Consider the following 25,368-nt stretch of genomic DNA (forward strand, 5'->3'; position numbering starts at 1 on the left):
GGGGGCGGCGGCACGGGGTCCGGTGCGGCTGCGGACACAGGGGCTGGGGCGGCCGGCGGCACAGGGGCTGGTGCGGCCGGTGCTTCCTTCCAGGAGATGTGGCGTGAATTGCGCCCCATCGGCCGGCATCCGGACTCCGGCGGCTACCGCCGCTTCGCCTGGACCGGTGCCGATGTCGAGTGCCGGGCCTGGTTCAAGGCACAGGCCGAGGCGCGGGGGCTGGCCTACGAGGTGGACCGGAACGGGAACCAGTGGGCGTGGCTCGGCGATCCCGGTGCCGGGGATGCCGTCGTCACCGGGTCGCATCTCGACTCCGTGCCCGATGGCGGGGCCTTCGACGGGCCCCTCGGAGTGGTGTCCTCCTTCGCCGCGCTCGACGAACTCCGCGCCCGGCAGGTCACGTTCGCCAAGCCTCTCGCCATCGTGAACTTCGGTGACGAGGAGGGCGCCCGGTTCGGGCTCGCCTGCGTCGGGTCCCGGCTCGCCGCCGGGCAGCTCACCGTCGAGCAGGCGCACCGGCTGACCGACGGGGACGGGGTCACGCTGCCGCGGGCCATGGAGGCCGCCGGGTACGACCCCGAGACCATCGGACCGGACCCGGAGCGGCTCGGTCGCATCGGCGCCTTCGTCGAGCTGCACGTCGAACAGGGGCGCGCGCTCGACCTGTCCGGCGACCGGGTCGGCATCGCCAGTGCCATCTGGCCGCACGGGCGGTGGCGGTTCGACTTCCGGGGCGAGGCCAACCATGCCGGGACCACCAGGCTGGTCGACCGGCGCGACCCCATGCTGTCCTACGCCGAGACCGTGCTCGCCGCCCGCCGTGAGGCTCAACTCGCCGGTGCCGTCGCCACCTTCGGCAAGATCGTCGTAGAGCCGAACGGCGTCAACGCGATCCCCTCCCTGGTGCGCGGCTGGCTCGACTCCCGCGCCGCCGACCAGGAGAGCCTCGACACGGTCGTGGGCGGGGTGGAGAGGGCCGCCCGTGAGTACGCCGCCGCACACGGCGTCGACCTCGATGTCGTCCGTGAGTCCTTCACGCCGGTCGTCGAGTTCGACCACGCCCTGCGTGACGAACTCGCCCGCATCCTGGGCAGGGACAGCGGCAAGGACACCGACCTGAAGGTGCCCGTCCTGGGTACCGGTGCCGGACACGACGCCGGAATCCTCTCCGGGAGCATCCCGACCGCCATGCTGTTCGTGCGCAACCCCACCGGCGTCTCGCACTCCCCGGCCGAGTACGCGGCCGAGGACGACTGCGTGGCCGGGGTGACCGCACTCGCCGACGTACTGGAAGGGCTGGCCTGCACGTGACGCCAACGGAGCAACCGCCGACGCGGCACACACGGACGTACTGGCTGGAGCACGCCTGGCTCGGCACCCACGTCGAGCCGGGAGTCGTCGTCGAGGTCACGGACGGCCGCATCACCGCCGTCCGCAGGGACGCCCCGGCCCCGCCCCCCGGCGCCGAGATCCTCCGCGGCCTGACCCTTCCGGGCCTGGCGAACGCCCACTCGCACGCCTTCCACCGGGCGCTGCGCGGCACCGTCCAGGTCGGCTCCGGCACCTTCTGGACCTGGCGCGAGGTCATGTACTCCGTCGCCGACCGGCTGACCCCGGAGACCTACCACGCGCTCGCCCGCGCCGTGTACGCGGAGATGGCGCTGGCCGGCGTGACGGCGGTGGGCGAGTTCCACTACCTGCACCACGCCCCGGGCGGCACCCCGTACGCCGACCCGAACGCGATGGGCGAGGCCCTCGTCGACGCCGCCTCCGAAGCCGGTATCCGCATCACCCTCCTCGACACCGCCTACCTTTCCTCCGGCTTCGGACAGCCGCCCACCACCCACCAGCTCCGCTTCTCCGACGGAAGCGCGGACGCCTGGGCGGAACGCTGTTCAGTTCTCAAGGACCGGGATCACGCGCGGATCGGGGCCGCCATCCACTCCGTACGGGCCGTCCCCGCCCGGCAGTTGGCGACGGTGGCGCGGTGGGCCCAAGAGCGGCGGGCCCCGCTCCATGTGCACCTGTCCGAGCAGACCGCCGAGAACGACGCCTGCCGGGAGACGCACGGCTGCACACCGACCCAGCTCCTCGCCGAGCACGGGGTGCTGGGCCCGCGCACCACCGGCGTCCACAACACGCACCTCACGGACGAGGACATAGCCCTGCTCGGCGACACGGGGACCGGCACCTGCATGTGCCCCACCACCGAGCGCGACCTGGCCGACGGCATCGGCCCGGCGGCCGCCCTTCAGAAAGCCGGCTCCCCGCTCTCCCTCGGCTCCGACAGCCACGCCGTCATCGATCTGCTCGAAGAGGCACGCGCGATGGAGCTCAACGAGCGCCTGCGCACCCGCACCCGCGGCCACTGGACCGCAGCCGCCCTGCTGCGGGCCGCCTCAGCCGACGGTCACGCCGCCCTCGGCTGGGACGAGGCCGGCGCCATCGAGCCCGGCGCGCTCGCCGACCTCACGACGATCGCGCTCGACTCGGTCAGGACAGCGGGGCCGGTGCCCAGGCTCGGCGCCGAGACGGCCGTATTCGCGGCGACCGCGGCGGACGTACGGCACACCATCGTGGGCGGGCGGCATGTCGTACGCGACGGGGTGCACGCGCTCGTACCGGATGTGCCGCGGGCGCTGGCGGCCGCGGTCGAAGCCCTGCGTTCCTGAACCCCACCGAAGCCCACGAGGACACGATGAGCAGCACTGTCATCACCAACATCGCCACGCTGGTCACCAACGACCCCTCCCTCGGTGACGGTTCCCCCTTCGGTCTGGTCCAGGACGCGGCCGTCGTCATCGACGGCGACCGCATCGCGTGGACCGGTGAATCAAGCAAAGCACCCGCCACTGACAATCGCGTCGACGCCGGAGGCGGGGCGGTCCTCCCGGGCTTCGTCGACTCCCACTCCCACCTCGTCTTCGCGGGCGACCGGACGGCGGAGTTCAACGCCCGGATGTCGGGGCGCTCGTACTCCGCGGGCGGCATCCGTACGACGGTCGCCGCGACCCGCGCCGCGAGCGACGACGACCTCGAACGCAACCTCACCCGCTACCTCGCCGAGGCCCTGCGCCAGGGCACGACCACCTTCGAGACGAAGTCCGGCTACGGCCTGACGGTCGAGGACGAGTCCCGCGCCCTGCGCATCGCCGCCGCCCACACCGACGAGGTCACCTACCTCGGCGCCCACATCGTCTCGCCCGACTACGCCGACGACCCCGCCGCGTACGTGGCCCTCGTCACCGGCGAGATGCTCGACGCCTGTGCCCCGTACGCCCGTTGGATCGACGTCTTCTGCGAGAAGGGCGCCTTCGACGGCGACCAGGCCCGCACGATCCTCACGGCCGGCAAGGCCAAGGGACTGCACCCGCGCATCCACGCCAACCAGCTGTCGTACGGCCCGGGCGTCCAGCTGGCCGTCGAACTGGACGCTGCCAGCGCCGACCACTGCACGCACCTGACGGACGCGGACGTCGATGCGCTGGCCGGTGGCAACACGGTGGCGACCCTCCTCCCCGGCGCCGAGTTCTCCACCCGCGCCGAGTGGCCGAACGCCCGCCGTCTCCTCGACGCCGGCGTCACGGTCGCCCTGTCCACCGACTGCAACCCGGGCTCGTCCTTCACCTCCTCCGTGCCCTTCTGCATCGCCCTCGCGGTACGGGACATGGGGATGACGCCGGACGAGGCGGTGTGGTCGGCGACCGCGGGCGGCGCGCGGGCGCTGCGCCGCGAGGACGTCGGCCGCCTCACGCCGGGGGCGTACGCCGACGTGACCCTGCTCGACGCGCCCAGCCATGTGCACCTGGCCTACCGGCCGGGGGTTCCACTGGTCAGCGGGGTGTGGCGGCGGGGGGACCGGGTGGTGTGACGCCATTCCTCGGCACACCGCTCCTCGGCACGCGTCGTCCGGCGCGTCACATGTCACATCAGGACGACGCAGCCCCGCCGTTCCAGCTCGGTCAGCAGCGATCGGGAGGGTTCGCAGGCGTTCCAGCGCAGGTCCAGCTTCTCCAGCGCGGGCAGGTCGGCGATCCAGTCCGGCAGCCGGGTGAGGCGGTTGCTGCGCACGTCGAGCTGGCGCAGCCGGGGCAGGCCGGCCAGCGACGCCGGGAGTTCGGCGAGGGCGTTCTCGCGCAGCTCCAGGTGACGCAGGTCGTGAAGGTCGGCCATGGACGGCGGCAGGCTCTCGATCGCGTTGCCCCGGAGCCAGAGTTCGCGCAGCCGGAGGAGGCTGCCGATGCTGTCGGGCAGCGTGGCCAGCCGGTTGTGCTGCGCCCGGAGTTCGATCAGACCGGTCATCCCGCCGACGGCCTCGGGCAGGGCGCTGAGCGTGTTCTCGCCGACGTTGAGGTAGCGCAGCCGCGTCAGTCCGCCCAGTGCGTCGGGGATCTGGGACAGCTTGTTGTCGTGCAGGTACAGACAGCCGCTGAGGTCGGCCAGGTCGCCCAGTTCGTCGGGCACCGAGGTGAGGTGGTTGTGGCCGAGGTCCAGGGTCGTCAGCCGAAGCAGCCGTCCGATCCCGGGCGGCAGGTTCGTGAGCCCGGTGTCCGCGAGGATCAGCACCTCCAGCTCGGTGCGCTGCCAGACCGACTCGGGAACAGTTCCCAACTGCTGACGCCATAGGTTCAGGACGTGGGGCACGACTGGGTCCATTTCGTCGGTACGAGGGGGAAGTCGGCCAACAGCCGGCCGAACCGAGCAAGTTCAGTGGCTCGGACCGCGCCGCCGACGGAGGGCGGTCAGCCCGCACCCGCCCGCCACCGCTGCCCTGCGCCCCCGCTCAACGGCTCCAGCGACAGCCCTCCCCCCACCGGCGTGAGCGCCGTCGCGATGGCGATCGTCGGGCGGATCACCCCGTCGTCGTCCACCGTGAACCTGAGGTTGTCGCCGTTGCTGCCGTCCAAGGACTCGCACTCCCAGATGCCGACGCCCTTGTCCACGTCACCCCGGCTGTCCAGGCAGAAGTCCGGGTCGGCGGACGACTGCAGCACACCGCGGTCGGCGTCGACGCGCCAGCGTTGGGAGGAGGACGTGTCGCACGGGGCCGTGATGACGTCCGTGCCCTTCTCGAAGGTGCCGGACACGTCGAGGCAGCGGCCCGAGGCGACGTTCACCACTTGGGCGTACGTCCCACCCGGCGGGCGGAACGGCGACGGTGTCGGTGTCGGGGTCACGGTCGGCGTTCTCGGCGGGGGCGAACTCCTCGTCGGGGAAGGCGACGGTGACTTGCTCGTCGCCGACGGGGACGGTGTCGCCGAGACGGTCGCCGTCACCGTCACCGGAGGCGGGTTCGCCGGTGTGGTCACCGCGGCGCCCGCCGACCCCTGCGGCGCCGAACCGCCGCCCTGCGTCACCAGGAACAGCAGCAGCGGGGCCACGGCCACGCCGAGCGCCGCCGAGGTCAGCACCAGGCGGCGGGACGGCTGCCAAGTGCCGGGCGCCTTACGGGACTCCACGCTTCGTGCCGCCCGGCCCTCGCGTGCCGCGTACGCCGGTCCCGCCCACGGCAGCAGCCCCTCCGCCAACGCCGTGCGCGGCGCGTCCCGCAGGGCGGACAGTTCCTCGTACGCCGTCGTGCAGTGGGCGCAGTGCGCCATGTGGGCGTGCAGGTCGGGACTCTCACGCGGGCTGTCCGGTCGTACGGCCTCCTCGATGAGCCGGCGGAAGTCGCCGCAGTGCGGATCGTCGGAGCCGGCGAGGCGGGAGCGCAGGCAGGCCTGGGCCATGGACTGGAGGGCCTGGTCCGTGCCGTACGTCACGTCCTCGCGGGTCAGGCCGAGGTAACCGGCCGTTCTGGAGGGTGACTCCCGCTCCAGCACCCCGTACCAGATGAGCCCTTGAGCCCGCGACGGCAGCGACTGGAACGGGCCGAGGAGGGGCGGGGTCGGGCCGTCGGCGCCCGTCGTGTTGAGGACCAGGAGCAGGCTCGCGTCGAGGCCGGCCGAGCGTTCGTCCGTGGCCCAGGACGCCGCCACGCGCACCGTCAGCAGCAGGAGCCGGTGTCGCCAGGGGACGCCGGGGTCGATGCCGCGTGCCGTTTCCCGGGCCGCGAGTGTGAAGGCCTGTGCGGCCAGCTGGCGGGCGGTGGAGTCGCTGGTGGCGCAGAGGCGGGCGTAGGCGAGGACCGGAGTGCGGTGCCGGGCGCGGAGTTCCTGGAGGGCCAGGTACGCGGTGGTCGGGTCGGCGCGCAGGAGTTCGGTGAGGCGTGCGTCGGGGGCGGCTGCGTACGGGCCGCTCCCGCTCGCTTCGCCCTCGCCGCCGTCGATCCCGTCGGCCCCAGCCATCCGCCCGCCTCCTCGCCCCCGCGAAGCCATCCCAAGCCACAGCCGTCAGCCACAGCAGTCCTGACGTACCAGCCAGTCTGTGAAGGGTGACCATAGTGATGGACGGGACCCCGGGAGGAAAGGGGTTCCCCCGGGTAACAGCAAGCTTTCAGCCGCCGATGGGCAGCCACCGGAAACGCCGCAACCCGGCCCACATCGGGCCGGGTCGCGCAATCACCCTCGACGGCACGCGGCGCGCGGCGCATCTGCGCCCGCCGTCACTCCTGGACAGTCACTTCTCGACCGTCACTCCTCGACCGTCAATCCCTTCCGCAGTCGCACCAGCGTCCGCGACAGCAGTCGGGACACGTGCATCTGCGAGATGCCGAGCTCGTCGCCGATCTCGGACTGGGTCATGCCCGCGACGAAGCGCAGGGAGAGGATCGTGCGGTCGCGGGAGGGGAGTTCGGCGATGAGCGGCTTCAACGACTCGACGTACTCGATGCCTTCGAGGCCGTTGTCCTCGTAGCCGATGCGGTCCGCGAGGGCGCCTTCGGAGTCGTCCTCCTCGGGCTGGGCGTCCAGGGAGGAGGCGGTGTACGCGTTCGACGCCGCCATGCCCTCGACGACCTCGTCCTTCGACAGGCCAAGGCGCTCCGCGAGCTCGCCCACCGTGGGGGCGCGGTCGAGCTTCTGGGCCAGTTCGTCGCCGGCCTTGGCCAGGTCGAGCCGGAGTTCCTGGAGTCGGCGGGGTACGCGCACGGACCACGAGGTGTCGCGGAAGAAGCGCTTGATCTCGCCGACGATGGTTGGCATCGCGAAGGTGGGGAACTCCACTCCGCGGCTGAGTTCGAAGCGGTCGATCGCCTTGATCAGGCCGATCGTGCCGACCTGGATGATGTCCTCCATCGGCTCGCTGCGGGAGCGGAAGCGGGAGGCGGCGAACTTGACCAGGGCGAGGTTGAGTTCGACGAGCGTGTTGCGGACGTACGAGTACTCGTGGGTGCCTTCCTCCAGCGACTCGAGGCGCGCGAAGAGGGTCTTGGACAGGGCCCGTGCGTCCACCGGCCCCACCTCGTCGAAGGGGGGGATGTCCGGAAGTCCGGCGAGTACGTCGTCCTGCTCGATGGGATCCAGATGTTCCGGGGGGGATGTCGACGTCGCTTGATGGGTATGCGATGCGTCGAGCCGGGGTGACATGATGTCCTCCATCGTTCTCGGCATATGGCTGCCGAAGCCAGTTCAGTGCACTGCGGTGTGCGGCGCCTCCAAAGCCGGCCGTGTCGAGTACGTGTCCCTACTAGCCCTACCCGGTTTCCCGAGGCCACCGCAAGTGCATTATGTGCGGTTATGTCCGTTTGTGGGTGGTTGGTCGAGTGTCGGAGAGTGTGGAGAAGGCGTAGTGTTCGGGGGCGTCAGTCAGCAGCCACGACGTCGGGAGAGAAGACGGCATGGACCGCGGGACAGTCGGCAGCGCACAGTCGGGCCGGCTTCTGGTCGAGGTTCGGGAAACGGGCTCCAGCGCCGTTGTGACCCCGGCGGGTGAGTTGGATCACCACACCGCCGATCTGTTGCGTGAGCCACTCGAGGAGTGTCTCGCCAAGGGATTCAGCCGACTGGTGGTCGACTGCTCGCGCCTGGAGTTCTGCGACTCCACTGGGCTGAACGTGCTGCTGGGCGCGCGACTGAAGGCCGAGGCCGCCGGGGGTGGAGTGCATCTGGCGGCGATGCTGCCCGTGGTCGCGCGGGTCTTCGAGATCACGGGGGCGGATGCTGTCTTCACTGTCCATGACACCCTGGAAGCGGCCCTGGCCGACGAGTCCGGCGACGCCGGCTGAGCCGGCGGATCCGGCCCGACCATGGTGACCGTGCCTCGCTCGTCCCCCTGTGACCGGCGCTTTTCAGGCGTCACGGCTTTCGTGCCGAATACAGGGGTGTTCTGCCGGTCCGGTCGGGCAGGAGACTCCCGTACTGAGTGTTCGGTGACCGACCGCGCAGAAACGGACTGTGTGGGACTTTTGAATCGTGAACCGGTGAATCGGTGAGGTGAAGCGCTGATGAGCACCACCCGGCCTTACCCGCCGGGCGACCGCCGCCCGGAGCCCAGCGGCGCTTCCGGGGCGTCCGAGGGGGGCGCGCCCATGACCGGCGCGTCCGAGGGGGACTCGCCCGCGACGGGCGCGTCCGACGGGGGCGTGGCCGTGTCGTCGGGGGGGCGCGGGCGTCAGGTCCGCAGACTGGACTTCGACGGTGAGAGCGGCGTCGTCCCGCTCGCCCGCGACTTCACCCGCCAGGCGCTGTACGCGTGGGGCTGGCTGCCCGCCGCGACCGCCGACCAGCGGGCCGCCGCCGAGGACGTCCTGCTCGTCGTCTCCGAACTGGTCACCAACGCCTGCCTGCACGCCGAGGGCCCCGACGAGCTGTGGATCACCTGCGACAACAAGGTGATCCGGATCGAGGTCTCCGACAAGGGCACCGGCCAGCCGGCCCCACGCACCCCGCACCGCGCCGGCCGCCCCGGCGGCCACGGCATGTTCATCGTGCAGCGGCTGTGCCTGGACTGGGGGGTTGTCCGCATCCCCGGGGTCTCGGGCAAGAAGGTCTGGGCCGAACTCGGCGCACCGGCGTAACCCACATAGCCCGCGAACAGGGGTTACCTGCGGTTCAAAGCTCCCTGCGCAGCACGTCGTAGATCACGTCATGGATCACGTCGTACATCACGCCGTACGTCACGTCTCGCGCGCCGGATCCCCACAGATCCGACGCGCACTTTGTCTTCCCTCTCCACGACCCCGGGCGTACCTTGACGGCCGATCTGATGTGCCGTCAGGAACGCCTTCAGGAATGAGGGGACAGTGTCGAACCGGACGTACCAGAAACGAACCGCCGCGCTCGCGTCCGCCGTGGCCCTGGCCGGCTCGGCGGTCCTGATGGCCGCCCCCGCAGCCCATGCCGAGGTCGTCGACGTCAACTACCAGTGCAAGACGCCGATCGGCGACAAGAGTGCCGTCTCGCCCATCGACATCGAGGCCGTCAAGAGCGGCAGCGCCTACAAGGTGACCATGTCGTGGCAGAAGGGCGTCTCGTCCAGCCCCGTCGAACTGGGCAAGGGCGCGATGAACCCGAGCGCCACCATCAAGCTCGGCGGCGCCGACAGCGGGACCCTCACGGTGACCGGCCCCGCCAACCAGGCCGCGATCCCCGCCAACACCCCGATCAAGATCAACGACCTGTCGGGCACGTACACGCCGAAGAAGACCGGCAAGGTCACCTTCACCGCGGGCGTGCTCACCATCAAGGCGCTGGGCACGACGACGACGTGTACGCCGACGAACAGTCCCGGGGCGTCGCTGAGCCTGGACGTCACGGCGGCGGGCGGTGGCGTCCCCCAGAGCGGCTCGGGCTCCGACTCCGGTGCCGACTCCGGCGCCGACCTCCCGCAGACCGGCCCCGAGGACTCCGCGATCGCACTTGGCACCCTCGGCGGCACCGTGCTGCTCGTCGGCGCGGCGGGCGCGCTGTGGCTGACCCGGAGGAACCAGGCGGCACGCCGCTGACGGATTGATGCGCATGACTGCTGGAGCCGCCGATGTCGTCCGCCACCCGTGTCCTGTGTCTGTCGCTGCTGGTCCTGCTGAGCTCCGTCCCCACGGCGGTCGCCGCCGACGGGTGGTCCCTCGCGCCCTCCGGCGGCGGACGCCCGTCCTTCTACGGCGAGGGCGCCCCCGGGAGCGTTCTCCAGGACACGGTGGCCGTGACGAACCGCGGCGCCGGGGCGATCACCGTACGGCTGCACGGCACCGGCGTCCCGGTCGCCTTCGCCGAGACCGCCGTACGCGTCCCCGCCCGCACCCGCGCCGAGGTCCCCTTCACGGTGACCGTCCCGGCCGGTGACCGCACGGCCGAGATCGTCGCGCGGGACGCGGACGGCGGCACCCGGCGCGTGGGTCTCCAGCTGCGCGCGACCGTCCCGGAGCTCGCCGCGCTGACCGTCGAGCATGTCGCCGTACGCGCCGACCGGATCACGTACGACCTGGTCAACCGCGGTACGACGGTCCTCGTGCCGAAGCTCGCCGTGCGCGCGGACGGCCTGTTCGGCCCGGTCCTCGACCGCGCCCCGCGCACCCTGCCCGTCGAACTGCCCCCGGGCCGACGTCTCCACCTCAGCGAACCGTGGCCCGACCGGCCTGCCCTGGACGCGGTCGACGTACGGCTGACGGTGACGGCGGGGGAGGGGGCGCGGGACACGGGGGAGGTCTCGGCGCGGTTCGTGCCGTGGGGCGCGGCGGCGGGGGCCGGGGGTGCGGTGGCGGCGGCGTTGATGGGGGCCTTCTTCGTCGTACGACGACCTGGGCGCCGTAGCGGCCGCGAAGTGGCCGAATCCCCGCGTACGGACGTGGAGTTGACGGGAGCGATGACGTGAGCGGCAAGGTACGGCGGATTCCGGTGCTGGTCATGGTGCTCGCGCTGCTCGTGCTGTCCTCGGCGGGCGTGGGCGCGGCCGCCGAGCAGCCGAGTGTGAAGCTGTCCAAGTCGCAGGCCGGGACCGGGGGTTCGATCACCATCAGCGGGGACGGCTGGCGGGCGCGGGCGCTGCTGATGATCCTGATCTGCGGGCAGTCCGTGCCGTCGCGGGGCGTGACCGGCGGCACCAACTCCTGTGCCAACGCGGACGGCCGGGCCGTGACCACCGACGCCGAGGGACGCTTCAGCCGGAAACTGCCGGTCGCCGAGCCGCCGGTGCCGTGTCCGTGCGTGGTGCACGTGGCGACGGTGCAGGGGGCGAAGGCGGAGGCCGACGCGATCTTCCAGGTCGCCGGGCACGCGGTCGAACCGCTGCCCGCCGAGCCGTCGGGCGGTCGTCTCTCGGTGCTCACCGACACCCGGCTGGAGGGGTCGAGCGGGCTGCTGACCTGGTTCGGGGCGCCGCCCGCGCGCACCCTCGTCTTCACCGTCGGCAACGTCGGCACGTCCGCCGTCAAGAACCCCGTCTTCCAAGTCGGCACCTCCCACGGAGTGTTCGCCCCGCAGTGGCAGGAACAGCAGTGGCGCGGCACGATCCAGCCCGGCCGCAAGGCGCGGATCGAGCTGCCCGTCGAGCTCACGGGCGGCGCCCACGGTGGCTACACGGTGTCGCTGAAGTACGGCGGGAAGGTTCTCGCCGAGCAGCCCTGGGGCGTGGGGCGGCCCTGGGGCGTGACCCTGTTCTGGGTCCTGGTCTGCCTGGTCGTGCCGGCCGCGCTGTTCCGCGCCGGGATGGCGGTGGTGGACCACGTACGGCCGCGGCGCGCGGGCGGCCTGCGCGGCGGCCGGCGCGGGCTGCGGATGCCCGAACTCGCCCTGCGTCTTCCGGGGTTGCCGGGACTGCCAGGTACGAAGTCCTCCTCGGCCCAGCCGCCCCCCTCCGCTTCGACCCTGCCGTGGTTCACCCCGGACGCGGATCCGGGGACGGCCGGTCGGCTCTCCGCACCGCACGACGACAACCCGACGAGTCCTGCGACTCCCACCAGGAAGGGACCCCCGTGAGCATGCGAAGGAGAGCCACACCGGCCGGCGTACCCGGCGCACCCGGCGTACGTGGCCTACGAAGAGTGGGGGCGGTGGCGGCGGGCGTCGCCCTGGTGCTCGGCGTCGCCGCCGCGCCCGCCCAGGCCGCCGAGGTGGCGTACGCGACCCGGTGTGTGCCGCCCGCGGCCGCCGGTCTGCCCCCGGTCGACGGCACCACCAGGGTCGAGGTCACCGCGCCGGCCACCGCGAAGGTCGGCGACGAGGTCGAGGTGGGGTGGAAGTTCGTGCAGGCCGCCTCGAAGAACCCCGACCTGATCGACCTGCCCGCGAACTCCGTCCAGCCGTCCGGCACGCTCAAGGCGGCCGGTGCGCAGACCGCCGACGTCGCGATGCAGGGGCCGCGCGAGAACCCCGCCATCCCCAAGGGCGGCGACATGGTGCTGTCCGACATGAAGGGCACGCTGAAACTGACGGCGCCCGGAGAGGTGACGCTGACGCCGGACGCGTACGACATCAACGTCATGTCGACGGACACCAAGTGCGCGCCCACGGGGGCCGTGCAGCCGGCGGCGACCATCAACGTGACGGCGGGGGACGGGACCTCGACGCCGACGGAGTCCCCGGACCCGACGGACAGCGCGTCCGCGACGCCGACCGCCACACCCAGCGCGTCCGCCACCGAAAGCCAGGGCACGGACACGGGCGGCTCCGGGTCCGGCGGCGGCGGTGGCGGTCAGACCGACTTCACCGGCAAGGAGGTCAAGGTGCCGTACGCCTGCAAGACGCCCATCGGCGACAAGGACGCGACCTCGCCGGTGCAGATCAACGCCAAGAAGAACGGCGGGAGTTACGACCTCACCGTCCAGTTCAAGGGCTCGGTGATGGACAGCCCGGCCGACATCCCCAAGGACTCGGTCAAGCCGTCGATGGAGGTGGCGGTGGGCGGCGCCGACCAGGGCACGGTGCATGTCGAAGGACCCACGAACGCCGAGGACATCAAGTCCGGCGACCCGATGGAGATCCCGGACCTGACGGGCACCTACAAGCCGGGCGCCACCGGCGAGTCCACCCTCTCCCCGGGCGTCCTCACGATCAACGCCCTCGGCACGACCACGACCTGCACCCCCACGACGTCGGAGGTCTCCCTCACCCTGGACACCACCCAGCAGGCGAGCGGCGCGGCGGGCGGTTCGGCGGCATCCGGCAGTGCGGGCGGCTCGTCGACGAGCGGCGGCCTCGCCGAGACCGGCGCCGAGGACGACGGCGCCCTCAAGGCCCTGGCCCTGGTCGCCGGTACGGCGGTCCTGCTGGGCGGCGCGGTGTTCACGTTCCTGCCGGGGAGGCGGCGCTTGCGGTAGCGGTCGCGCGGCCCCCGTCAGGCAGCACGGGAAGGGCACCCCGGCGCGGGGTGCCCTTCCCGTGCGGCAGGTCTCAGCGGACGCTGCCCATCAGCTCCTTGACCTTGCCCCGGTACATCCAGACCGCGACGCCGGCGACCACGGCGAGGGTGGCCTCCAGGGCCACGACGCCGGTCTTGTTGAGGTCGACGCCGGCGATGGAGAGCAGACCCGTCGTGGCGTCGCCCGCGGTGACGGCGAGGAACCAGACGCCCATCATCTGGGAGGCGTACTTGGCGGGGGCCATCTTCGTCGTGACCGACAGGCCCACCGGGGAGAGCAGGAGCTCACCCACGGTCTGCACGAAGTAGATCGCCACCAGCCACAGCGCGGCCGCCTTGTGACCGCCCTCGGCGATCGACAGCGGGGCCAGGAAGAGGAAGAAGGACGCGCCGACCAGCACCAGGCCGGAGGAGAACTTCACGATCGTGCTCGGCTCCTTGCCGCGCCGGTTCAGCGCGAGCCAGAACCAGGCGAAGACCGGGGCCAGCGCCATGATCAGCACCGGGTTGACCGACTGGTACCAGGAGACCGGGAAGTCCCAGCCGAGGACGGAGTTCTCGGCGGAGGAGTCGGCGAAGATCGACAGGGTCGAGCCGCCCTGGTCGTAGATCATCCAGAACACGGCCGCGGCCACGAAGAACCAGATGTACGCGGACATCGACTTCTGCTCGGTGCTGTCCAGGTCCTTGTCGCGCTTGATGCGGGTCAGGACCATCACCGGGATGATCACGCCGAGCAGGGTCAGCGGGACCAGGATCCAGTTCAGCGTGTAGTGGCCGGTGAAGCCGACGATCGCGTAGAAGACGACGGCGATGCCCGCCCAGACCGCGGCCTTGCGCAGCGTCGAGGACTTCTCCTCGGCGGACAGCGGCGTCGGGACGACACTGGAGCGCTCCGCGAGGTGGCGGCTGCCGATCAGGAACTGGGCGAGGCCCAGCGCCATGCCGAGCGCGGCGAGCGCGAAGCCGAAGTGCCAGTTGACGTTCTCGCCGATGGTGCCGATGATCAGCGGCGCCGCGAAGGCACCGAGGTTGATGCCCATGTAGAAGACGGTGAAGCCGCCGTCGCGGCGCGGGTCGTCCGGGCCGGAGTACAGGTGGCCGACCATCGTCGAGATGTTGGCCTTCAGCAGACCCGAGCCGATCGCGACCAGACCGAGGCCGGCGTAGAACGTCCCGGAGGACGGCAGGGCCAGCGTGAGGTGGCCGAGCATGATGACCGCGCCGGCGACGGCGACGGTCTTGCGCGGACCCCAGACGCGGTCGCCGAACCAGCCGCCCGGCATGGCGAGCAGGTACACCAGCGACACGTACACGGAGTAGATCGCTGTCGCCGTCGCCGCGCTGAGGTGCAGGCCGCCCGGGGCGACGAGGTACAGCGGGAGGAGGGCCCTCATGCCGTAGTAGGAGAAGCGCTCCCACATCTCGGTCATGAAGAGAGTGGCCAGTCCGCGGGGGTGGCCGAAGAAGGAGGTCTCGGAACCGGGGGTGCCCGGAGTCACCGAGTCCTTCGTCAGGCTGGACGCCATGGTCGTTCCTTGCTGCTCGGGACGCGCCCGGAGTGGGGTGGGGGCACACACAAAAGAGACCTTCAGCGTCAAATCCTCGCCAAAGGTCCCCGCGGTGCTACAGGCGCCCAATCACCATACGGCAGGACACCGCACGAAATGGAAGGACTTGAGACCCGAATCACAGGTGGCAGAGGAACCGTACACACCCTTTCGAAGGTCCTTACGCAGTTCGCATCCCACACACACAGGTTCGTGTCAGTACGCCCAAAGGTAAGAATCACTCACCGTCGATCACACCCCAGCACTGGTCATGGGCGGACTACCATCACCTCATGACCCGTGTACTGCTCGCCGAGGACGACGCGTCCATCTCGGAGCCGCTGGCCCGCGCCCTGCGCCGGGAAGGCTACGAGGTAGAGGTGCGCGAGGACGGCCCCACCGCGCTCGACGCCGGCATCCAGGGCGGCATCGACCTCGTCGTGCTCGACCTCGGGCTGCCCGGTATGGACGGCCTGGAGGTGGCGCGCCGGCTGCGCGCCGAAGGCCTCGCCGTTCCGATCCTCATCCTGACCGCGCGCGCCGACGAGGTGGACACCGTCGTCGGTCTCGACGCGGGCGCCGACGACTACGTCACCAAGCCCTTCCGGCTCGCCGAGCTGCTCGCCCGGGTGCGGGCCCTGCTGCGGCGCGGGGCGGCGGAGCCGTCGCAGCCGCCGGCCACGCACGGCGTGCGGATCGACGTCGAGTCGCACCGGGCGTGGATGGGCGAGGAGGAACTGCAGCTCACCGCCAAGGAGTTCGACCTGCTGCGGGTGCTGGTGCGGGACGCGGGGCGGGTCGTCACCCGGGACCAGCTGATGCGCGAGGTGTGGGACACGACCTGGTGGTCGTCCACCAAGACGCTCGACATGCACATCTCCTGGCTGCGCAAGAAGCTCGGCGACGACGCGGCGAACCCTCGGTACATCGCGACCGTGCGCGGGGTCGGCTTCCGCTTCGAGAAGAGTTGAACCCGCACCGGCCCGGCAGGGCCGCCGGACATCCCAGACAGTCCAGACGGTCCCGGCAGCCCGGGCAGACGTCGAACAGGTAAGAGAACATGCGTCGCCGTCTGATCCAGTCCACCCTCGCCGTGGTGCTCGTGGTCATCGCCGTCTTCGGGGTGTCCCTCGTCATCGTCGAGACCCGCACCATCAGCAGCAGCGCCCAGGAACGGGTGGACCTGGAGGCGGCCCGGCTGGCCAGCATCGTGGACAGCCGGCTCCTCGGGACCGGCACCGTCGACGCGGAGGTCCTGAAGGACCAGGTCGCCGGTGACCGCTTCGCCGTGATCCGGATCCCGGGAGAGGCGCCCATCGAGGTCGGCACCAAGCCGACCGGTGACGTCATCCGCGGCGAGGCCAAGGGCGAGCGGGGCGAGACCGTCGTCGTCCAGGAGCCGCGCTCCTCGGTGACCCGCGAGGTCGGCCGCACGCTGCTGATCATCGGGCTGGTGGCGCTGCTCGCGGTGATCGCCGCGGTACTGCTCGCGATCCGGCAGGCCAACAAGCTCTCCTCCCCGCTCACCGACCTCGCCGAGACCGCCGAACGCCTCGGCTCGGGCGACCCGCGGCCCCGCCACAAGCGCTACGGCGTCCCCGAGCTGGACCGGGTCGCCGACGTCCTGGACTCCTCCGCCGAGCGCATCGCCCGCATGCTGACGGCGGAACGCCGGCTCGCCGCCGACGCCTCCCACCAGCTGCGTACGCCGCTGACCGCGCTGTCCATGCGCCTGGAGGAGATCACCCTCACCGACGACCCGGACACGGTGAAGGAGGAGGCCAACGTCGCGCTCACCCAGGTGGAACGCCTCACGGACGTGGTCGAGCGGCTGCTGACGAACTCCCGCGACCCGCGCACCGGCTCCGCCGTCACCTTCGACCTCGACGAGGTCATCCAGCAGCAGCTCGCCGAGTGGCGGCCCGCCTACCGCGGCGTGGGCCGGGCGATCGTGAGTTCCGGCAAGCGGCACCTGACGGCGGTCGGTACACCGGGGGCGGTCGCGCAGGTGCTGGCCGCGCTGATCGAGAACTCCCTCATGCACGGCGGCGGCACGGTCGCGCTGCGTACCCGTGTCACCGGCAACCAGGCGGTCATCGAGGTCACCGACGAGGGACCGGGCGTCCCCGCCGACCTGGGCGCCCGCATCTTCGAGCGCGCTATCAGCGGCCGCAACTCCACGGGCATCGGCCTGGCGGTCGCCCGGGACCTCGCGGAGGCCGACGGCGGCCGTCTGGAGATGCTCCAGACCCAGCCGCCGGTGTTCGCTCTGTTCCTGTCGCGTACGCCGGTGAAGAAGACGTCGGCGGAGGACGAGGAGCCCACGGTCCGTTGAAGCCCTTCTAGGGCACGCGCTGCTGCGAGCGCGGCTTCTTCGCCGCCCTGGCCAGGATCGACTCCGCGTCGGCCACCGTTTCCTTGGCCGGAAGCGTGCGGAACACCCACGTGCGGTACGACCAGAAGCGGAAGAGCGTGGCTATGCCGATGCCGACGAACTTGAAGATGTTGCTCTGCAGGGAGCTGTCCCAGCCGAAGCCGTAGGTCGCCACGTAGAGCAGGCCGTTCTCGATGACCAGTCCGACCAGGCTGAACAGTAGGAAGAGGGTGAGTTCCTTGGTGCGGCCGGTCTTGTCGCGGTCACGGTAGGTGAAGTAGCGGAACCCTATGTAGTTGAAGACGATCGCCACGACCGTCGCGATGACACTGGCCCGCACGACCTGGAGGTCGGTGGTGTGCCGGACCAGGTTGAAGACGAGGAGATTGACCAGGACTCCCGCCCCGCCCACCGCACCGAACTTGGCGGCCTCGCGCAACAGCCGGTCGACGCGCTGCCGCGCCGCGCTGCGGGGTGCCGGGGGCGCCGTACGAGACGCCGAGGAACCACTTTCCATGGCCGTCCAGGCCCCCGTCCGTCGGATTCGTCAACCCAGCCATGCTAACCACCCCCCGTTCGTGATCGCCTGTGCATGGACTCACAGCCAGGCAAAGGAACGGCCCAGGGACGGTGAAATCAGCCACTGTGGCGTGCCCGATACCCTAGGGACGTGACGTTCCCGGTAGTCGGCATGGTCGGCGGGGGTCAGCTCGCTCGTATGACACACGAGGCAGGCATCCCGCTCGGCATCCGTTTCAAGCTTCTCAGTGACACTCCCCAGGATTCCGCGGCGCAGGTCGTGAGCGATGTCGTCATCGGCGACTATCGCGACCTCGAGACGCTGCGCGCGTTCGCGCGGGGCTGTGACGTGATCACCTTCGATCACGAGCACGTCCCCACCGAGCACCTCAGGGCCCTGGAGGCGGACGGCATCCCCGTCCGCCCGGGCCCCGACGCGCTCGTGCACGCCCAGGACAAGGGCGTGATGCGCGCGAAGCTCGACGCGATCGGGGTGCCGTGTCCACGGCACCGGATCGTGAGCGACCCCGCGGACGTGGCCGCCTTCGCGGAGGAGGGCGACGGCTTCCCTGTCGTCCTCAAGACCGTCCGCGGCGGCTACGACGGCAAGGGCGTGTGGGTCGTCGACAACGCGGCGGAGGCCGAGGAGCCGTTCCGCGCGGGTGTCCCCGTGCTCGCCGAGGAGAAGGTCGACTTCGTACGGGAGCTGGCCGCGAACGTCGTACGGTCGCCGCACGGTCAGGCCGTCGCCTATCCGGTCGTCGAGTCCCAGCAGGTGAACGGCGTCTGCGACACCGTCATCGCGCCCGCTCCCGACCTCGACCAGGCACTGGCCCTGCGCGCCGAGGAGATGGCGCTGCGGATCGCCAAGGAACTGGACGTCGTCGGCCACCTCGCCGTCGAGCTGTTCCAGACCCGCGACGGTCGCATCCTCGTCAACGAGCTCGCCATGCGCCCCCACAACTCCGGCCACTGGTCGATGGACGGCGCGATCACGTCCCAGTTCGCCAACCACGTCCGGGCCGTCCTCGACCTCCCGCTCGGCGACCCTCGCCCGCGCGCGAAGTGGACGGTCATGGTCAACGTCCTCGGCGGCGACTACCCGGACATGTACTCCGCGTACCTGCACTGCATGGCCCGCGACCCCGGGCTGAAGATCCACATGTACGGCAAGGACGTGAAGCCCGGCCGCAAGGTCGGCCACGTCAACACCTACGGCGACGACCTCGACGACGTGCTGGAGCGCGCCCGTCACGCTGCCGGCTATCTGAGAGGCACGATCACCGAATGAGCCCCGTAGTAGGCATCGTCATGGGGTCGGACTCCGACTGGCCCGTCATGGAGGCCGCCGCCCAGGCCCTCGACGAGTTCGAGATCGACTACGAGGTCGACGTCGTCTCCGCGCACCGCATGCCGCGCGAGATGGTGGCGTACGGCGAGCAGGCCGCCGAGCGCGGACTGAAGGTCATCATCGCGGGGGCCGGCGGCGCCGCCCACCTCCCGGGCATGCTCGCCTCGGTCACCCCGCTGCCGGTGATCGGCGTGCCGGTGCCGCTGAAGTACCTCGACGGCATGGACTCGCTGTTGTCGATCGTGCAGATGCCGGCCGGTGTCCCGGTCGCGACGGTCTCGGTCGCCGGTGCCCGCAACGCGGGCCTGCTGGCGGCCCGGATCCTGGCCACCTCCGACGAGGAACTCCTCGGCCGGATGCGGGACTTCCAGCAGGAACTGAACGACCAGGCCACCGAGAAGGGCAAGCGCCTGCGCACCAAGGTGGACGGATCGGGCAACGGCTTCGGCTTCGGGAAGTGACGGCCATGACCTCCCCCTCGCTGGCGGAAGCCCGGGAGCTGCTGCGGGAGTTCCCCGTCGTCGACGGGCACAACGACCTGCCCTGGGCGCTGCGCGAACAGGTCCGCTACGACCTCGACGCCCGCGACCTCGCCGGCCACCAGAACGCCCACCTGCACACCGACATCCCCCGCCTGCGCGAGGGCGGCGTCGGCGCGCAGTACTGGTCGGTGTACGTCCGCTCCGACCTGCCCGACGCGGTCCCGGCGACGCTGGAACAGATCGACTGCGTACGGCAGTTGCTCGCCCGTCACCCGCAGGACCTGCGGCCGGCCCTGACGGCCGCGGACATGGAGGCGGCGCGCGCGGAAGGCCGTATCGCCTCCCTGATGGGGGCGGAGGGCGGCCACTCCATCGCCAACTCCCTCGGCACGCTGCGGGGGTTGTACGCCCTCGGCGTCCGGTACCTGACCCTCACCCACAACGACAACGTGGCGTGGGCGGACTCCGCGACCGACAAACCGGGCGTCGGCGGGCTGTCGGCCTTCGGCCGTGAGGTCGTGCGGGAGATGAACCGGGAGGGCATGCTGGTCGACCTCTCGCACGTGGCGGCGACGACCATGCGGGACGCGCTGGACACCAGCTCGGCGCCGGTGATCTTCTCCCACTCCTCGTCGCGGGCCGTCTGCGACCACCCGCGCAACATCCCGGACGACGTCCTGGAGCGGCTGCCGGCCAACGGCGGCATGGCGATGGTGACGTTCGTGCCGAAGTTCGTGCTCCAGGCGGCCGTCGACTGGACCGCCGCGGCCGACGAGAACATGCGCGCCCACGGCTTCCACCACCTCGCCACCACCGCCGAGGCGATGAAGGTGCACCGCGCCTTCGAGGAGCGCTCCCCGCGTCCGGTCGCGACGGTCTCGACGGTGGCCGACCACCTGGACCACATGCGCGAGGTCGCGGGCATCGACCACCTGGGCATCGGCGGCGACTACGACGGCACCGCCTTCACCCCGGACGGCCTGAACGACGTCTCCGGCTATCCGAACCTCATCGCCGAACTGCTCGACCGCGGCTGGTCGACGTCCGACCTGGCCAAGCTGACCTGGCAGAACGCGGTACGGGTGCTGGGCGCGGCGGAGGACGTGGCGCGGGACCTCCAGGCCAGGCGGGGGCCGTCCAACGCGACGATCGAGTCGCTCGACGGCTGATGCCGGGCGGCAGCTCAGCCGCGCGCCATCGTGTAGCCGAGGCCGCGCACGGTCCGGATCAGTGACTGGTCGTGGTCGCCCAGCTTGCGGCGCAGATAGTAGACGTACGTCTCGACGGTCCCGGTGCGGAACGGCGCTCCCCAGACCCGTTCCAGAATCTGCTTCTTCGTGACGACCTGGCCCGCGTTGTCCAGCAGGTAGCCGAGCAGCGCGAACTCCCGGGTCGAGAGCTCGATCCGGGTCCCGGCCCGCCAGACCTCGCGGCGCGCCGCGTCCACCGCGAGGTCCCCGTGGCGCAGCAGCCGGCTCTCGTCGGCCCGGTCGCGGGCCAGCAGGTCCTGGACGCGGGCGATCACTTCGTCGAGCTCCAACGGCTTGGTGAGGTGGTCGTCCGCGTCCGTCATCACGCGGCCCAGCTGCTCTCCGGCCGCGCTGTCCTCGCGCGCGGTCAGGAACAGCACCGGCGCGTGGACGCCCACGGCGCGCAGTCCGTCGTACGTCTCGACGCCGTCGCCGTCCGGCAGGGCCATGTCCAGGACAATCAGGTCGGGCCGTACGGAGCGGCCGACGGGTATCGCGAACCGGCCGCGGTTGGCCGCGTACACCTCGAATCCGCGTTCGCCGAGCGCTGTCATCAGGGGGCGGGCGCCCGGGTCGGCGTCCACAACAAGGAGGCGGACCGGTTTTTGAACCTTCACGTACTTAAGGACGAAGATTCATGGCCAAAGGTGCCCGGGCCCATACCCCGAACGCCCCGCCCACCAGGAAGGCCCTCCGGCTCCGTGCGACGGTGACCGTACTGCGATCAGGACGGAGCCCGCCATGGCAGACCTCCAGGACGACCTGCACACCGCCACAGAGCTCGGCGAGCTCGACGACCTGCCCGAGTCCCTCCCCGAATCCCTCCCCGAGCCGCTCGCGGAGTCCGTCCCGGCGGAGCCGTACGCCCTCGTCGCCGACCCCGGCACCTCCCCGCTGGAGCGGGCCCGCGCGATCCTCGGCGTGCACCCCGTCGCCGACGGCTACAACGGGCTGCCCTGGGCGCTGCGCCACCTGCCCTGGTACGACCTGGAGCTCGGCGAGAGCGCCGTCGACACGGACGTGCCGCGGCTGCGCGAGGGCCATGTCGGCGCGCTGCTGTGGTCGCTGCACCTGCCCGAGGGCCTCGACGGCGACCGGGCCGTCGGCGCCACCCTGGAACAGCTCGACCTGGTCAAGACGGTCGTGCGCGCCTACCCCGAGGGCCTGCGCCTCGCCTACACCGCCGGCCAGATCACCGACGTACGCAACTGCGGCCGCATCTCCGTGCTGCTCGGCCCCGCCGGAGCGGCCGCCCTCGGCGACTCCCTCGGCACCCTGCGTTCCCTGCACGCGCTGGGCCTGCGCGCCCTCACCCTGACCGGCGCGACCTGGGCGAGCGAGGCCGGGCTCACCCGGTTCGGCGAGGAGGTGCTGCGCGAGATGAACCGCCTCGGCGTCGTCGCCGACCTCTCCGGCGCCTCCGCGGACACCGTCCGCCGGGTCTTCGCGGTGTCCAAGGCGCCGGCCCTGTGCACCCGTTCGGCCGCCCGCGCCCTGCGTCCGCACCCGGCCAACCTTCCCGACGACCTGCTCGCCGAGCTGGGCGAGGCCAAGGGGCTGTGCATGGTGCCGCTGACCGCCGAGCAGACCGGCCCGACGGTCCGGGACGTCGCCGACCACCTCGACCACGTGCGCCGGGTCGCGGGCGCGGAGTGCGTGGGCCTGTCCGGCACCTTCGACGCCGGCACCGCCCACCCGCAGGAGCTCGGCGACGCCTCCTGCTACCCGCACCTCATCGCCGAACTCCTGCGCCGGGGCTGGCCCGAGTCCGACATCGCCCTGCTGACCTGGGGCAACGTCCAGCGCGTCCTGCGCAGCGCCGACTTCACCGCCCGCGCGGCCCAGCTGCGCCGGGAGCCGTCGACGGCGAAGATCGCCGACCTGGACGGCTGAGCCGAGGACGCCCCAGGGACACCTACAGCGGGTCGATCCGGCAGAGGCAGAAGGGATGGCCCGCCGGGTCGGCGTACACCCGGAAGTCCTTCTTCTCGTAGTCCTCCCGGTCCAGGACCCGCGCCCCCAGCGCCAGTACCTTCTCCTCGGCGATGTCGATCTCCTCCCAGGTGGTCCCGCCGTCGAAGTCGACATGGAACTGCTGCGAGTTGCGGTCCGCGCGCGGCCACTCCGGCGGAATGAAGCCGGGCGCCCGCTGGAAGGCGAGCCGCGGCCCGTCCGGAATCCGCAGGACGACCCAGTCGTCGTCCTCGGCCTCCGGCGTGCCGCCGCCGACCTGGGCGTAGAAGTCGGCGAGCGCGTGCGGGTCGGGGCAGTCGATCACGACGGAACGGAAGCGGGCCACGGGTGTCACGGGTGCCATGGGGTCCTCCCGGCTCGACAGGCGGTCAGCAGACGACGGTCAACGGGGCGATCAGCAGGCGCAGAGACAGAACGGGTGCCCCGCCGGGTCCGCGTAAACCCGGAAGGTCCGCGTGCGGTCCTCCGTGTCCAGCGGCTTCGCGCCCAGCGCCAGCACCTCCTTCTCGGCCGCGTCCAGGTCCGGCACGTCCAGATCCAGATGGAACTGCTGCGAGTGGTCGGGCGCGGGCCACTTCGGCGGTACGTATCCGGGTGCGGCCTGGAAGGCCAGGGCCTGACCGTCCGGCAGCTTCAGGTCCACCCACTCTCCCTGGTCCTCCACGGTGCCGCCGAGCACCTCGGCGTAGAAGGCGGCGAGGGCGTTGGGGTCGGGACAGTCCAGGACGACGACACCCAGCTTGGCGAGAGCCATGACTTCCTCCTCGAAGTCGGAGTCACCCCTTTTGGGGTTACCTGTAGAGCAGGGTAACCAGTAACGGTTACCGCATGCATCCCTATTGGCAGTAACGTCGCAGGAGTGAGTGAGAGATCCCCCGCGCCCGGGGGGCTGGCCCTGATCCAGTCCCTGGTCAACACGCTGGACATCGAGTCGGGCGTCGACTCGCTGGGCAGGGCGGAATTCGGGCTGACGGAGGACGACCTCCCGGCCGCCCGCGAACTGCGCGAGTCCCTGCGCGCGGCCCTGCTCGCCCACGCGGGCCACCCGCCGCACCGCACGGTGACCCCGCTGGGCGAGCTGCTCGCGCGGGCGCCCGTCGTGGTGACGGTCGACGCGGGCGACGGCTCGGCGGCCCTCGCCCCGGCGGACGAGGGCCCGCTGCTCTCCCGGGTCGCGGCGGCCGTCGCCCAGGCCCTCGTCGAGGGCACCTGGACGCGGCTGAAGGCCTGCGAGGCCGTCGACTGCCACTGGGCGTACTACGACCGCAGCCCGGCCGGACGCGGCCGCTGGTGCTCGATGCAGGTCTGCGGCGCACGCGCGAAGATGCGCCGCTACCGGGCGAAGGACTGATCTACGCCAACGCCTACGCCTGTGCCTACGCCTCCGTCTCCTCGGTCCTGTGGTGCGCCGCCGACCGGGACCCGACGACCAGCAGACACAGCACGGCGACCCCGGCGACGATGCCGGCCAGCACCAGCAGGGGGTCGAGCGGACGGACCGACGAGGCGGCGGTCTGGGGCTGTGCCATCTGCCCCGGCTGCGGTGACTGCGGTACGGCCGCCCCGGGGGCGGCGGACGCCGACGGAGACGGCGGCATGCTCATCGTCGGCGCCTTGCTGCTCGCCGGCGTCCGGCCGGGCGAGGACGCCTGGTGGTCCGCATGCCCGGTCGAGGAACCCGAGGAACCCGACGTACCGGAGGAGCCCGACGTACCCGAGGAGCCGGTCGACGAGCCGGACGAGCCCGAGTCCTCGGAGTGGTCGTGCGTGGGCGCGGCCGTCGTCGCCGGTGCCGCCGCCTTGACCGTGATCCCGGCCGTCATGTCCGGATGGACCGTGCAGTAGTAGCCGTAGGACCCGGCCGTGCCGAACGTGAAGCTCCAGCTCTCCCCCTTGTCGAGCATGGGGGAGTGGATCGAGACCGGGCCCGAGGTGGTCTTCACGTCGTGCGGTGCCGTGTCCTGGTTGGTCCAGGTGACCGTGGACCCGACGGGGACGGACAGGCTCGCGGGCGAGAAGGCGTACCCCTTCATCGCCACGCTGTACGAGGCCGCCGAGGCCTGCTGGGCAGGGAGCAGCGGCAGGGCGAGGAGGGCGAGGACGGCGGACGCGGCGGCGCCGCGGACCGTGGGCCGGGCCATGCGCCGGGCCGCCCTCACGCGAACTCCGCCGCGACGAGCAGCCGCAGCCGGGTGGCCGGCACGCGCCACGGCAGCCGGAACCCGGTGGCGCGGCGCAGCAGCCGGTACGGCAGCCGGGCGGCGCCCACCACGAGCAGCCGGTCGTCGGCCCGCTCGACCACGCGCAGCCGCAGCAGGACGGGGAAGGCGACGCCGTTCAGGTCGAGGTCGCCGGAGAGCTGGAGACGGCCGTGGGACTCGTGCACGCGCTCGGAGGTGAGCGCGGCCTCGAGGCGAGGGTCGTCGAACTCGAAGTGGAAGCGGGGGTGTTCGGCTTCGGCGAGGAGGGTCTGCGCGTCGGTGTCGGACCGGGGGTCGGACACGGTGAGGGACGCCCCGGCGAGCGCGACGCGGCGGCGCCGGGTCGGCAACGGGCCGTACCAGGCGGTGAGTTCGGCGAGCGAGCGGCCGGGGGCGACCGAGTACCGGCCGGGCAGGGGCAGCGACCGGCCGGTGCCGGTGCGCGAGTCCGGCGGGGGAGGGACGGTGGGCAGGGTGACGGTCGTCATCCCGGA

The 25,368-nt window shown here is 71.6% G+C and carries 26 protein-coding genes; 16 read left to right on the plus strand and 10 right to left on the minus strand.

What is annotated here, in order from left to right:
* The first annotated feature begins 96 nt into the window (after positions 1-96).
* From OG252_RS30025 to hutI, 3 genes are read left to right on the plus strand one after another with little or no spacing between them, the layout of a single operon-like run.
* Complete coding sequence (locus OG252_RS30025; RefSeq protein WP_443068435.1) at positions 97-1,311, plus strand: allantoate amidohydrolase; 1,215 nt, start codon at positions 97-99, stop codon at positions 1,309-1,311.
* The gene (locus OG252_RS30030; protein ID WP_329340008.1) at positions 1,308-2,672 is read left to right on the plus strand and encodes a formimidoylglutamate deiminase; all 1,365 of its coding nucleotides are present in this window, start codon (positions 1,308-1,310) and stop codon (positions 2,670-2,672) included. The genes OG252_RS30025 and OG252_RS30030 overlap by 4 nt, the downstream gene beginning before the upstream one ends.
* Positions 2,673-2,698: 26 nt before the next feature.
* The gene (hutI, locus tag OG252_RS30035) at positions 2,699-3,871 is read left to right on the plus strand and encodes an imidazolonepropionase (RefSeq protein ID WP_329340010.1); all 1,173 of its coding nucleotides are present in this window, start codon (positions 2,699-2,701) and stop codon (positions 3,869-3,871) included.
* A 53-nt stretch (positions 3,872-3,924) separates the two neighbouring features.
* Here hutI and OG252_RS30040 read toward each other — a convergent pair whose 3' ends face one another.
* The 3 genes from OG252_RS30040 to OG252_RS30050 all read right to left on the minus strand — a co-directional run bounded on the left by OG252_RS30040 (position 3,925) and on the right by OG252_RS30050 (position 7,478).
* Entirely contained in the window at positions 3,925-4,611 is a 687-nt protein-coding gene (locus OG252_RS30040; RefSeq protein WP_329340012.1) for a leucine-rich repeat domain-containing protein, read from the minus strand.
* Positions 4,612-4,742: 131 nt separating this feature from the next.
* Positions 4,743-6,287: an RICIN domain-containing protein gene (locus OG252_RS30045; protein WP_329340015.1), complete on the minus strand. Its 1,545-nt coding sequence runs from the start codon at positions 6,285-6,287 to the stop codon at positions 4,743-4,745.
* Between the two features lie 285 nt (positions 6,288-6,572).
* Positions 6,573-7,478 (minus strand): RNA polymerase sigma factor SigF, encoded by a 906-nt coding sequence (locus OG252_RS30050; protein ID WP_266438535.1) that lies wholly within the window; start codon positions 7,476-7,478, stop codon positions 6,573-6,575.
* Between the two features lie 239 nt (positions 7,479-7,717).
* Between OG252_RS30050 and OG252_RS30055 the strand changes: the two genes are divergently transcribed.
* The 6 genes from OG252_RS30055 (at position 7,718) to OG252_RS30080 (ending at position 13,132) form a co-directional block, all read left to right on the plus strand.
* Entirely contained in the window at positions 7,718-8,104 is a 387-nt protein-coding gene (locus tag OG252_RS30055) for an STAS domain-containing protein (protein WP_329340018.1), read from the plus strand.
* 219 nt (positions 8,105-8,323) lie between these two features.
* Positions 8,324-8,896 (plus strand): ATP-binding protein, encoded by a 573-nt coding sequence (locus OG252_RS30060; RefSeq protein WP_266438541.1) that lies wholly within the window; start codon positions 8,324-8,326, stop codon positions 8,894-8,896.
* A 225-nt stretch (positions 8,897-9,121) separates the two neighbouring features.
* A complete protein-coding gene (locus OG252_RS30065; protein ID WP_329340019.1) occupies positions 9,122-9,823 on the plus strand; it encodes an LPXTG cell wall anchor domain-containing protein in 702 nt (233 codons plus the stop codon).
* A 32-nt stretch (positions 9,824-9,855) separates the two neighbouring features.
* Positions 9,856-10,689, plus strand: a complete 834-nt coding sequence (locus tag OG252_RS30070) for a hypothetical protein (RefSeq protein WP_329340020.1) — start codon at positions 9,856-9,858, stop codon at positions 10,687-10,689.
* 32 nt (positions 10,690-10,721) lie between these two features.
* Positions 10,722-11,792, plus strand: coding sequence for a hypothetical protein (locus tag OG252_RS30075; protein WP_329345219.1), 1,071 nt, complete (start codon positions 10,722-10,724; stop codon positions 11,790-11,792).
* A 2-nt stretch (positions 11,793-11,794) separates the two neighbouring features.
* Complete coding sequence (locus OG252_RS30080) at positions 11,795-13,132, plus strand: hypothetical protein (protein WP_329340021.1); 1,338 nt, start codon at positions 11,795-11,797, stop codon at positions 13,130-13,132.
* 73 nt (positions 13,133-13,205) lie between these two features.
* Here the strand turns inward: OG252_RS30080 and OG252_RS30085 are convergent, their stop codons facing one another.
* Positions 13,206-14,702, minus strand: a complete 1,497-nt coding sequence (locus OG252_RS30085; RefSeq protein ID WP_329340023.1) for an oligopeptide:H+ symporter — start codon at positions 14,700-14,702, stop codon at positions 13,206-13,208.
* Between the two features lie 314 nt (positions 14,703-15,016).
* Between OG252_RS30085 and OG252_RS30090 the strand changes: the two genes are divergently transcribed.
* The gene (locus OG252_RS30090) at positions 15,017-15,694 is read left to right on the plus strand and encodes a response regulator transcription factor (RefSeq protein ID WP_266438553.1); all 678 of its coding nucleotides are present in this window, start codon (positions 15,017-15,019) and stop codon (positions 15,692-15,694) included.
* Between the two features lie 89 nt (positions 15,695-15,783).
* Complete coding sequence (locus tag OG252_RS30095; RefSeq protein WP_266438555.1) at positions 15,784-17,058, plus strand: ATP-binding protein; 1,275 nt, start codon at positions 15,784-15,786, stop codon at positions 17,056-17,058.
* A gap of 7 nt (positions 17,059-17,065) precedes the next feature.
* On the opposite strand, the gene OG252_RS30100 is transcribed toward OG252_RS30095, so the two are convergent.
* Positions 17,066-17,614, minus strand: coding sequence for a GtrA family protein (locus OG252_RS30100; RefSeq protein ID WP_329340026.1), 549 nt, complete (start codon positions 17,612-17,614; stop codon positions 17,066-17,068).
* Positions 17,615-17,767: 153 nt separating this feature from the next.
* Between OG252_RS30100 and OG252_RS30105 the strand changes: the two genes are divergently transcribed.
* The 3 genes from OG252_RS30105 to OG252_RS30115 are packed head-to-tail and all read left to right on the plus strand — an operon-like array spanning position 17,768 to position 20,618.
* On the plus strand, positions 17,768-18,907 hold the full coding sequence (locus OG252_RS30105) for a 5-(carboxyamino)imidazole ribonucleotide synthase (protein ID WP_266438559.1): 1,140 nt from the start codon (positions 17,768-17,770) through the stop codon (positions 18,905-18,907).
* Positions 18,904-19,428 (plus strand): 5-(carboxyamino)imidazole ribonucleotide mutase, encoded by a 525-nt coding sequence (gene purE, locus OG252_RS30110; RefSeq protein WP_266438562.1) that lies wholly within the window; start codon positions 18,904-18,906, stop codon positions 19,426-19,428. The genes OG252_RS30105 and purE overlap by 4 nt, the downstream gene beginning before the upstream one ends.
* 5 nt (positions 19,429-19,433) lie before the next feature.
* On the plus strand, positions 19,434-20,618 hold the full coding sequence (locus tag OG252_RS30115; RefSeq protein ID WP_266438564.1) for a dipeptidase: 1,185 nt from the start codon (positions 19,434-19,436) through the stop codon (positions 20,616-20,618).
* A 14-nt stretch (positions 20,619-20,632) separates the two neighbouring features.
* Here OG252_RS30115 and OG252_RS30120 read toward each other — a convergent pair whose 3' ends face one another.
* Entirely contained in the window at positions 20,633-21,283 is a 651-nt protein-coding gene (locus OG252_RS30120) for a response regulator transcription factor (RefSeq protein ID WP_266438566.1), read from the minus strand.
* Between the two features lie 157 nt (positions 21,284-21,440).
* Between OG252_RS30120 and OG252_RS30125 the strand changes: the two genes are divergently transcribed.
* Positions 21,441-22,592, plus strand: a complete 1,152-nt coding sequence (locus OG252_RS30125; protein WP_329340031.1) for a dipeptidase — start codon at positions 21,441-21,443, stop codon at positions 22,590-22,592.
* A 22-nt stretch (positions 22,593-22,614) separates the two neighbouring features.
* Here OG252_RS30125 and OG252_RS30130 read toward each other — a convergent pair whose 3' ends face one another.
* Complete coding sequence (locus tag OG252_RS30130) at positions 22,615-23,016, minus strand: VOC family protein (RefSeq protein WP_406493401.1); 402 nt, start codon at positions 23,014-23,016, stop codon at positions 22,615-22,617.
* Between the two features lie 51 nt (positions 23,017-23,067).
* Positions 23,068-23,427 (minus strand): VOC family protein, encoded by a 360-nt coding sequence (locus OG252_RS30135; protein WP_329340032.1) that lies wholly within the window; start codon positions 23,425-23,427, stop codon positions 23,068-23,070.
* Positions 23,428-23,532: 105 nt separating this feature from the next.
* Here OG252_RS30135 and OG252_RS30140 point away from each other — a divergent pair, with 105 nt between their 5' ends.
* Complete coding sequence (locus OG252_RS30140) at positions 23,533-24,024, plus strand: CGNR zinc finger domain-containing protein (RefSeq protein ID WP_329340034.1); 492 nt, start codon at positions 23,533-23,535, stop codon at positions 24,022-24,024.
* Positions 24,025-24,049: 25 nt separating this feature from the next.
* Here the strand turns inward: OG252_RS30140 and OG252_RS30145 are convergent, their stop codons facing one another.
* Both OG252_RS30145 and OG252_RS30150 read right to left on the minus strand, forming a co-directional pair.
* Positions 24,050-24,832 carry a cupredoxin domain-containing protein gene (locus OG252_RS30145; RefSeq protein WP_329340036.1) on the minus strand — a complete coding sequence of 261 codons (783 nt, stop codon included), beginning with the start codon at positions 24,830-24,832 and terminating at the stop codon, positions 24,050-24,052.
* On the minus strand, positions 24,829-25,362 hold the full coding sequence (locus OG252_RS30150; protein WP_266438602.1) for a hypothetical protein: 534 nt from the start codon (positions 25,360-25,362) through the stop codon (positions 24,829-24,831). Before OG252_RS30150 ends, OG252_RS30145 begins: the two co-directional genes overlap by 4 nt.
* Positions 25,363-25,368: the final 6 nt, after the last annotated feature.

The organism is Streptomyces sp. NBC_01352, from assembly GCF_036237295.1.
GTDB classification, from domain to species: domain Bacteria; phylum Actinomycetota; class Actinomycetes; order Streptomycetales; family Streptomycetaceae; genus Streptomyces; species Streptomyces plumbiresistens.

What these genes read in the sequence shown, in the direction of transcription:
- OG252_RS30025 (WP_443068435.1), top strand. Translation starts at nt 97, where the DNA reads ATGTGGCGTGAATTGCGCCCCATCGGCCGGCATCCGGACTCCGGCGGC.
- hutI (WP_329340010.1), top strand. Translation starts at nt 2,699, where the DNA reads ATGAGCAGCACTGTCATCACCAACATCGCCACGCTGGTCACCAACGAC.
- OG252_RS30045 (WP_329340015.1), bottom strand. Translation starts at nt 6,287, where the DNA reads ATGGCTGGGGCCGACGGGATCGACGGCGGCGAGGGCGAAGCGAGCGGG.
- OG252_RS30050 (WP_266438535.1), bottom strand. Translation starts at nt 7,478, where the DNA reads ATGGAGGACATCATGTCACCCCGGCTCGACGCATCGCATACCCATCAA.
- OG252_RS30055 (WP_329340018.1), top strand. Translation starts at nt 7,718, where the DNA reads ATGGACCGCGGGACAGTCGGCAGCGCACAGTCGGGCCGGCTTCTGGTC.
- OG252_RS30060 (WP_266438541.1), top strand. Translation starts at nt 8,324, where the DNA reads ATGAGCACCACCCGGCCTTACCCGCCGGGCGACCGCCGCCCGGAGCCC.
- OG252_RS30070 (WP_329340020.1), top strand. Translation starts at nt 9,856, where the DNA reads ATGTCGTCCGCCACCCGTGTCCTGTGTCTGTCGCTGCTGGTCCTGCTG.
- OG252_RS30075 (WP_329345219.1), top strand. Translation starts at nt 10,722, where the DNA reads ATGGTGCTCGCGCTGCTCGTGCTGTCCTCGGCGGGCGTGGGCGCGGCC.
- OG252_RS30080 (WP_329340021.1), top strand. Translation starts at nt 11,795, where the DNA reads ATGCGAAGGAGAGCCACACCGGCCGGCGTACCCGGCGCACCCGGCGTA.
- OG252_RS30085 (WP_329340023.1), bottom strand. Translation starts at nt 14,702, where the DNA reads ATGGCGTCCAGCCTGACGAAGGACTCGGTGACTCCGGGCACCCCCGGT.
- OG252_RS30090 (WP_266438553.1), top strand. Translation starts at nt 15,017, where the DNA reads ATGACCCGTGTACTGCTCGCCGAGGACGACGCGTCCATCTCGGAGCCG.
- OG252_RS30095 (WP_266438555.1), top strand. Translation starts at nt 15,784, where the DNA reads ATGCGTCGCCGTCTGATCCAGTCCACCCTCGCCGTGGTGCTCGTGGTC.
- OG252_RS30100 (WP_329340026.1), bottom strand. Translation starts at nt 17,614, where the DNA reads ATGGAAAGTGGTTCCTCGGCGTCTCGTACGGCGCCCCCGGCACCCCGC.
- purE (WP_266438562.1), top strand. Translation starts at nt 18,904, where the DNA reads ATGAGCCCCGTAGTAGGCATCGTCATGGGGTCGGACTCCGACTGGCCC.
- OG252_RS30115 (WP_266438564.1), top strand. Translation starts at nt 19,434, where the DNA reads ATGACCTCCCCCTCGCTGGCGGAAGCCCGGGAGCTGCTGCGGGAGTTC.
- OG252_RS30125 (WP_329340031.1), top strand. Translation starts at nt 21,441, where the DNA reads ATGGCAGACCTCCAGGACGACCTGCACACCGCCACAGAGCTCGGCGAG.
- OG252_RS30130 (WP_406493401.1), bottom strand. Translation starts at nt 23,016, where the DNA reads ATGGCACCCGTGACACCCGTGGCCCGCTTCCGTTCCGTCGTGATCGAC.
- OG252_RS30135 (WP_329340032.1), bottom strand. Translation starts at nt 23,427, where the DNA reads ATGGCTCTCGCCAAGCTGGGTGTCGTCGTCCTGGACTGTCCCGACCCC.
- OG252_RS30150 (WP_266438602.1), bottom strand. Translation starts at nt 25,362, where the DNA reads ATGACGACCGTCACCCTGCCCACCGTCCCTCCCCCGCCGGACTCGCGC.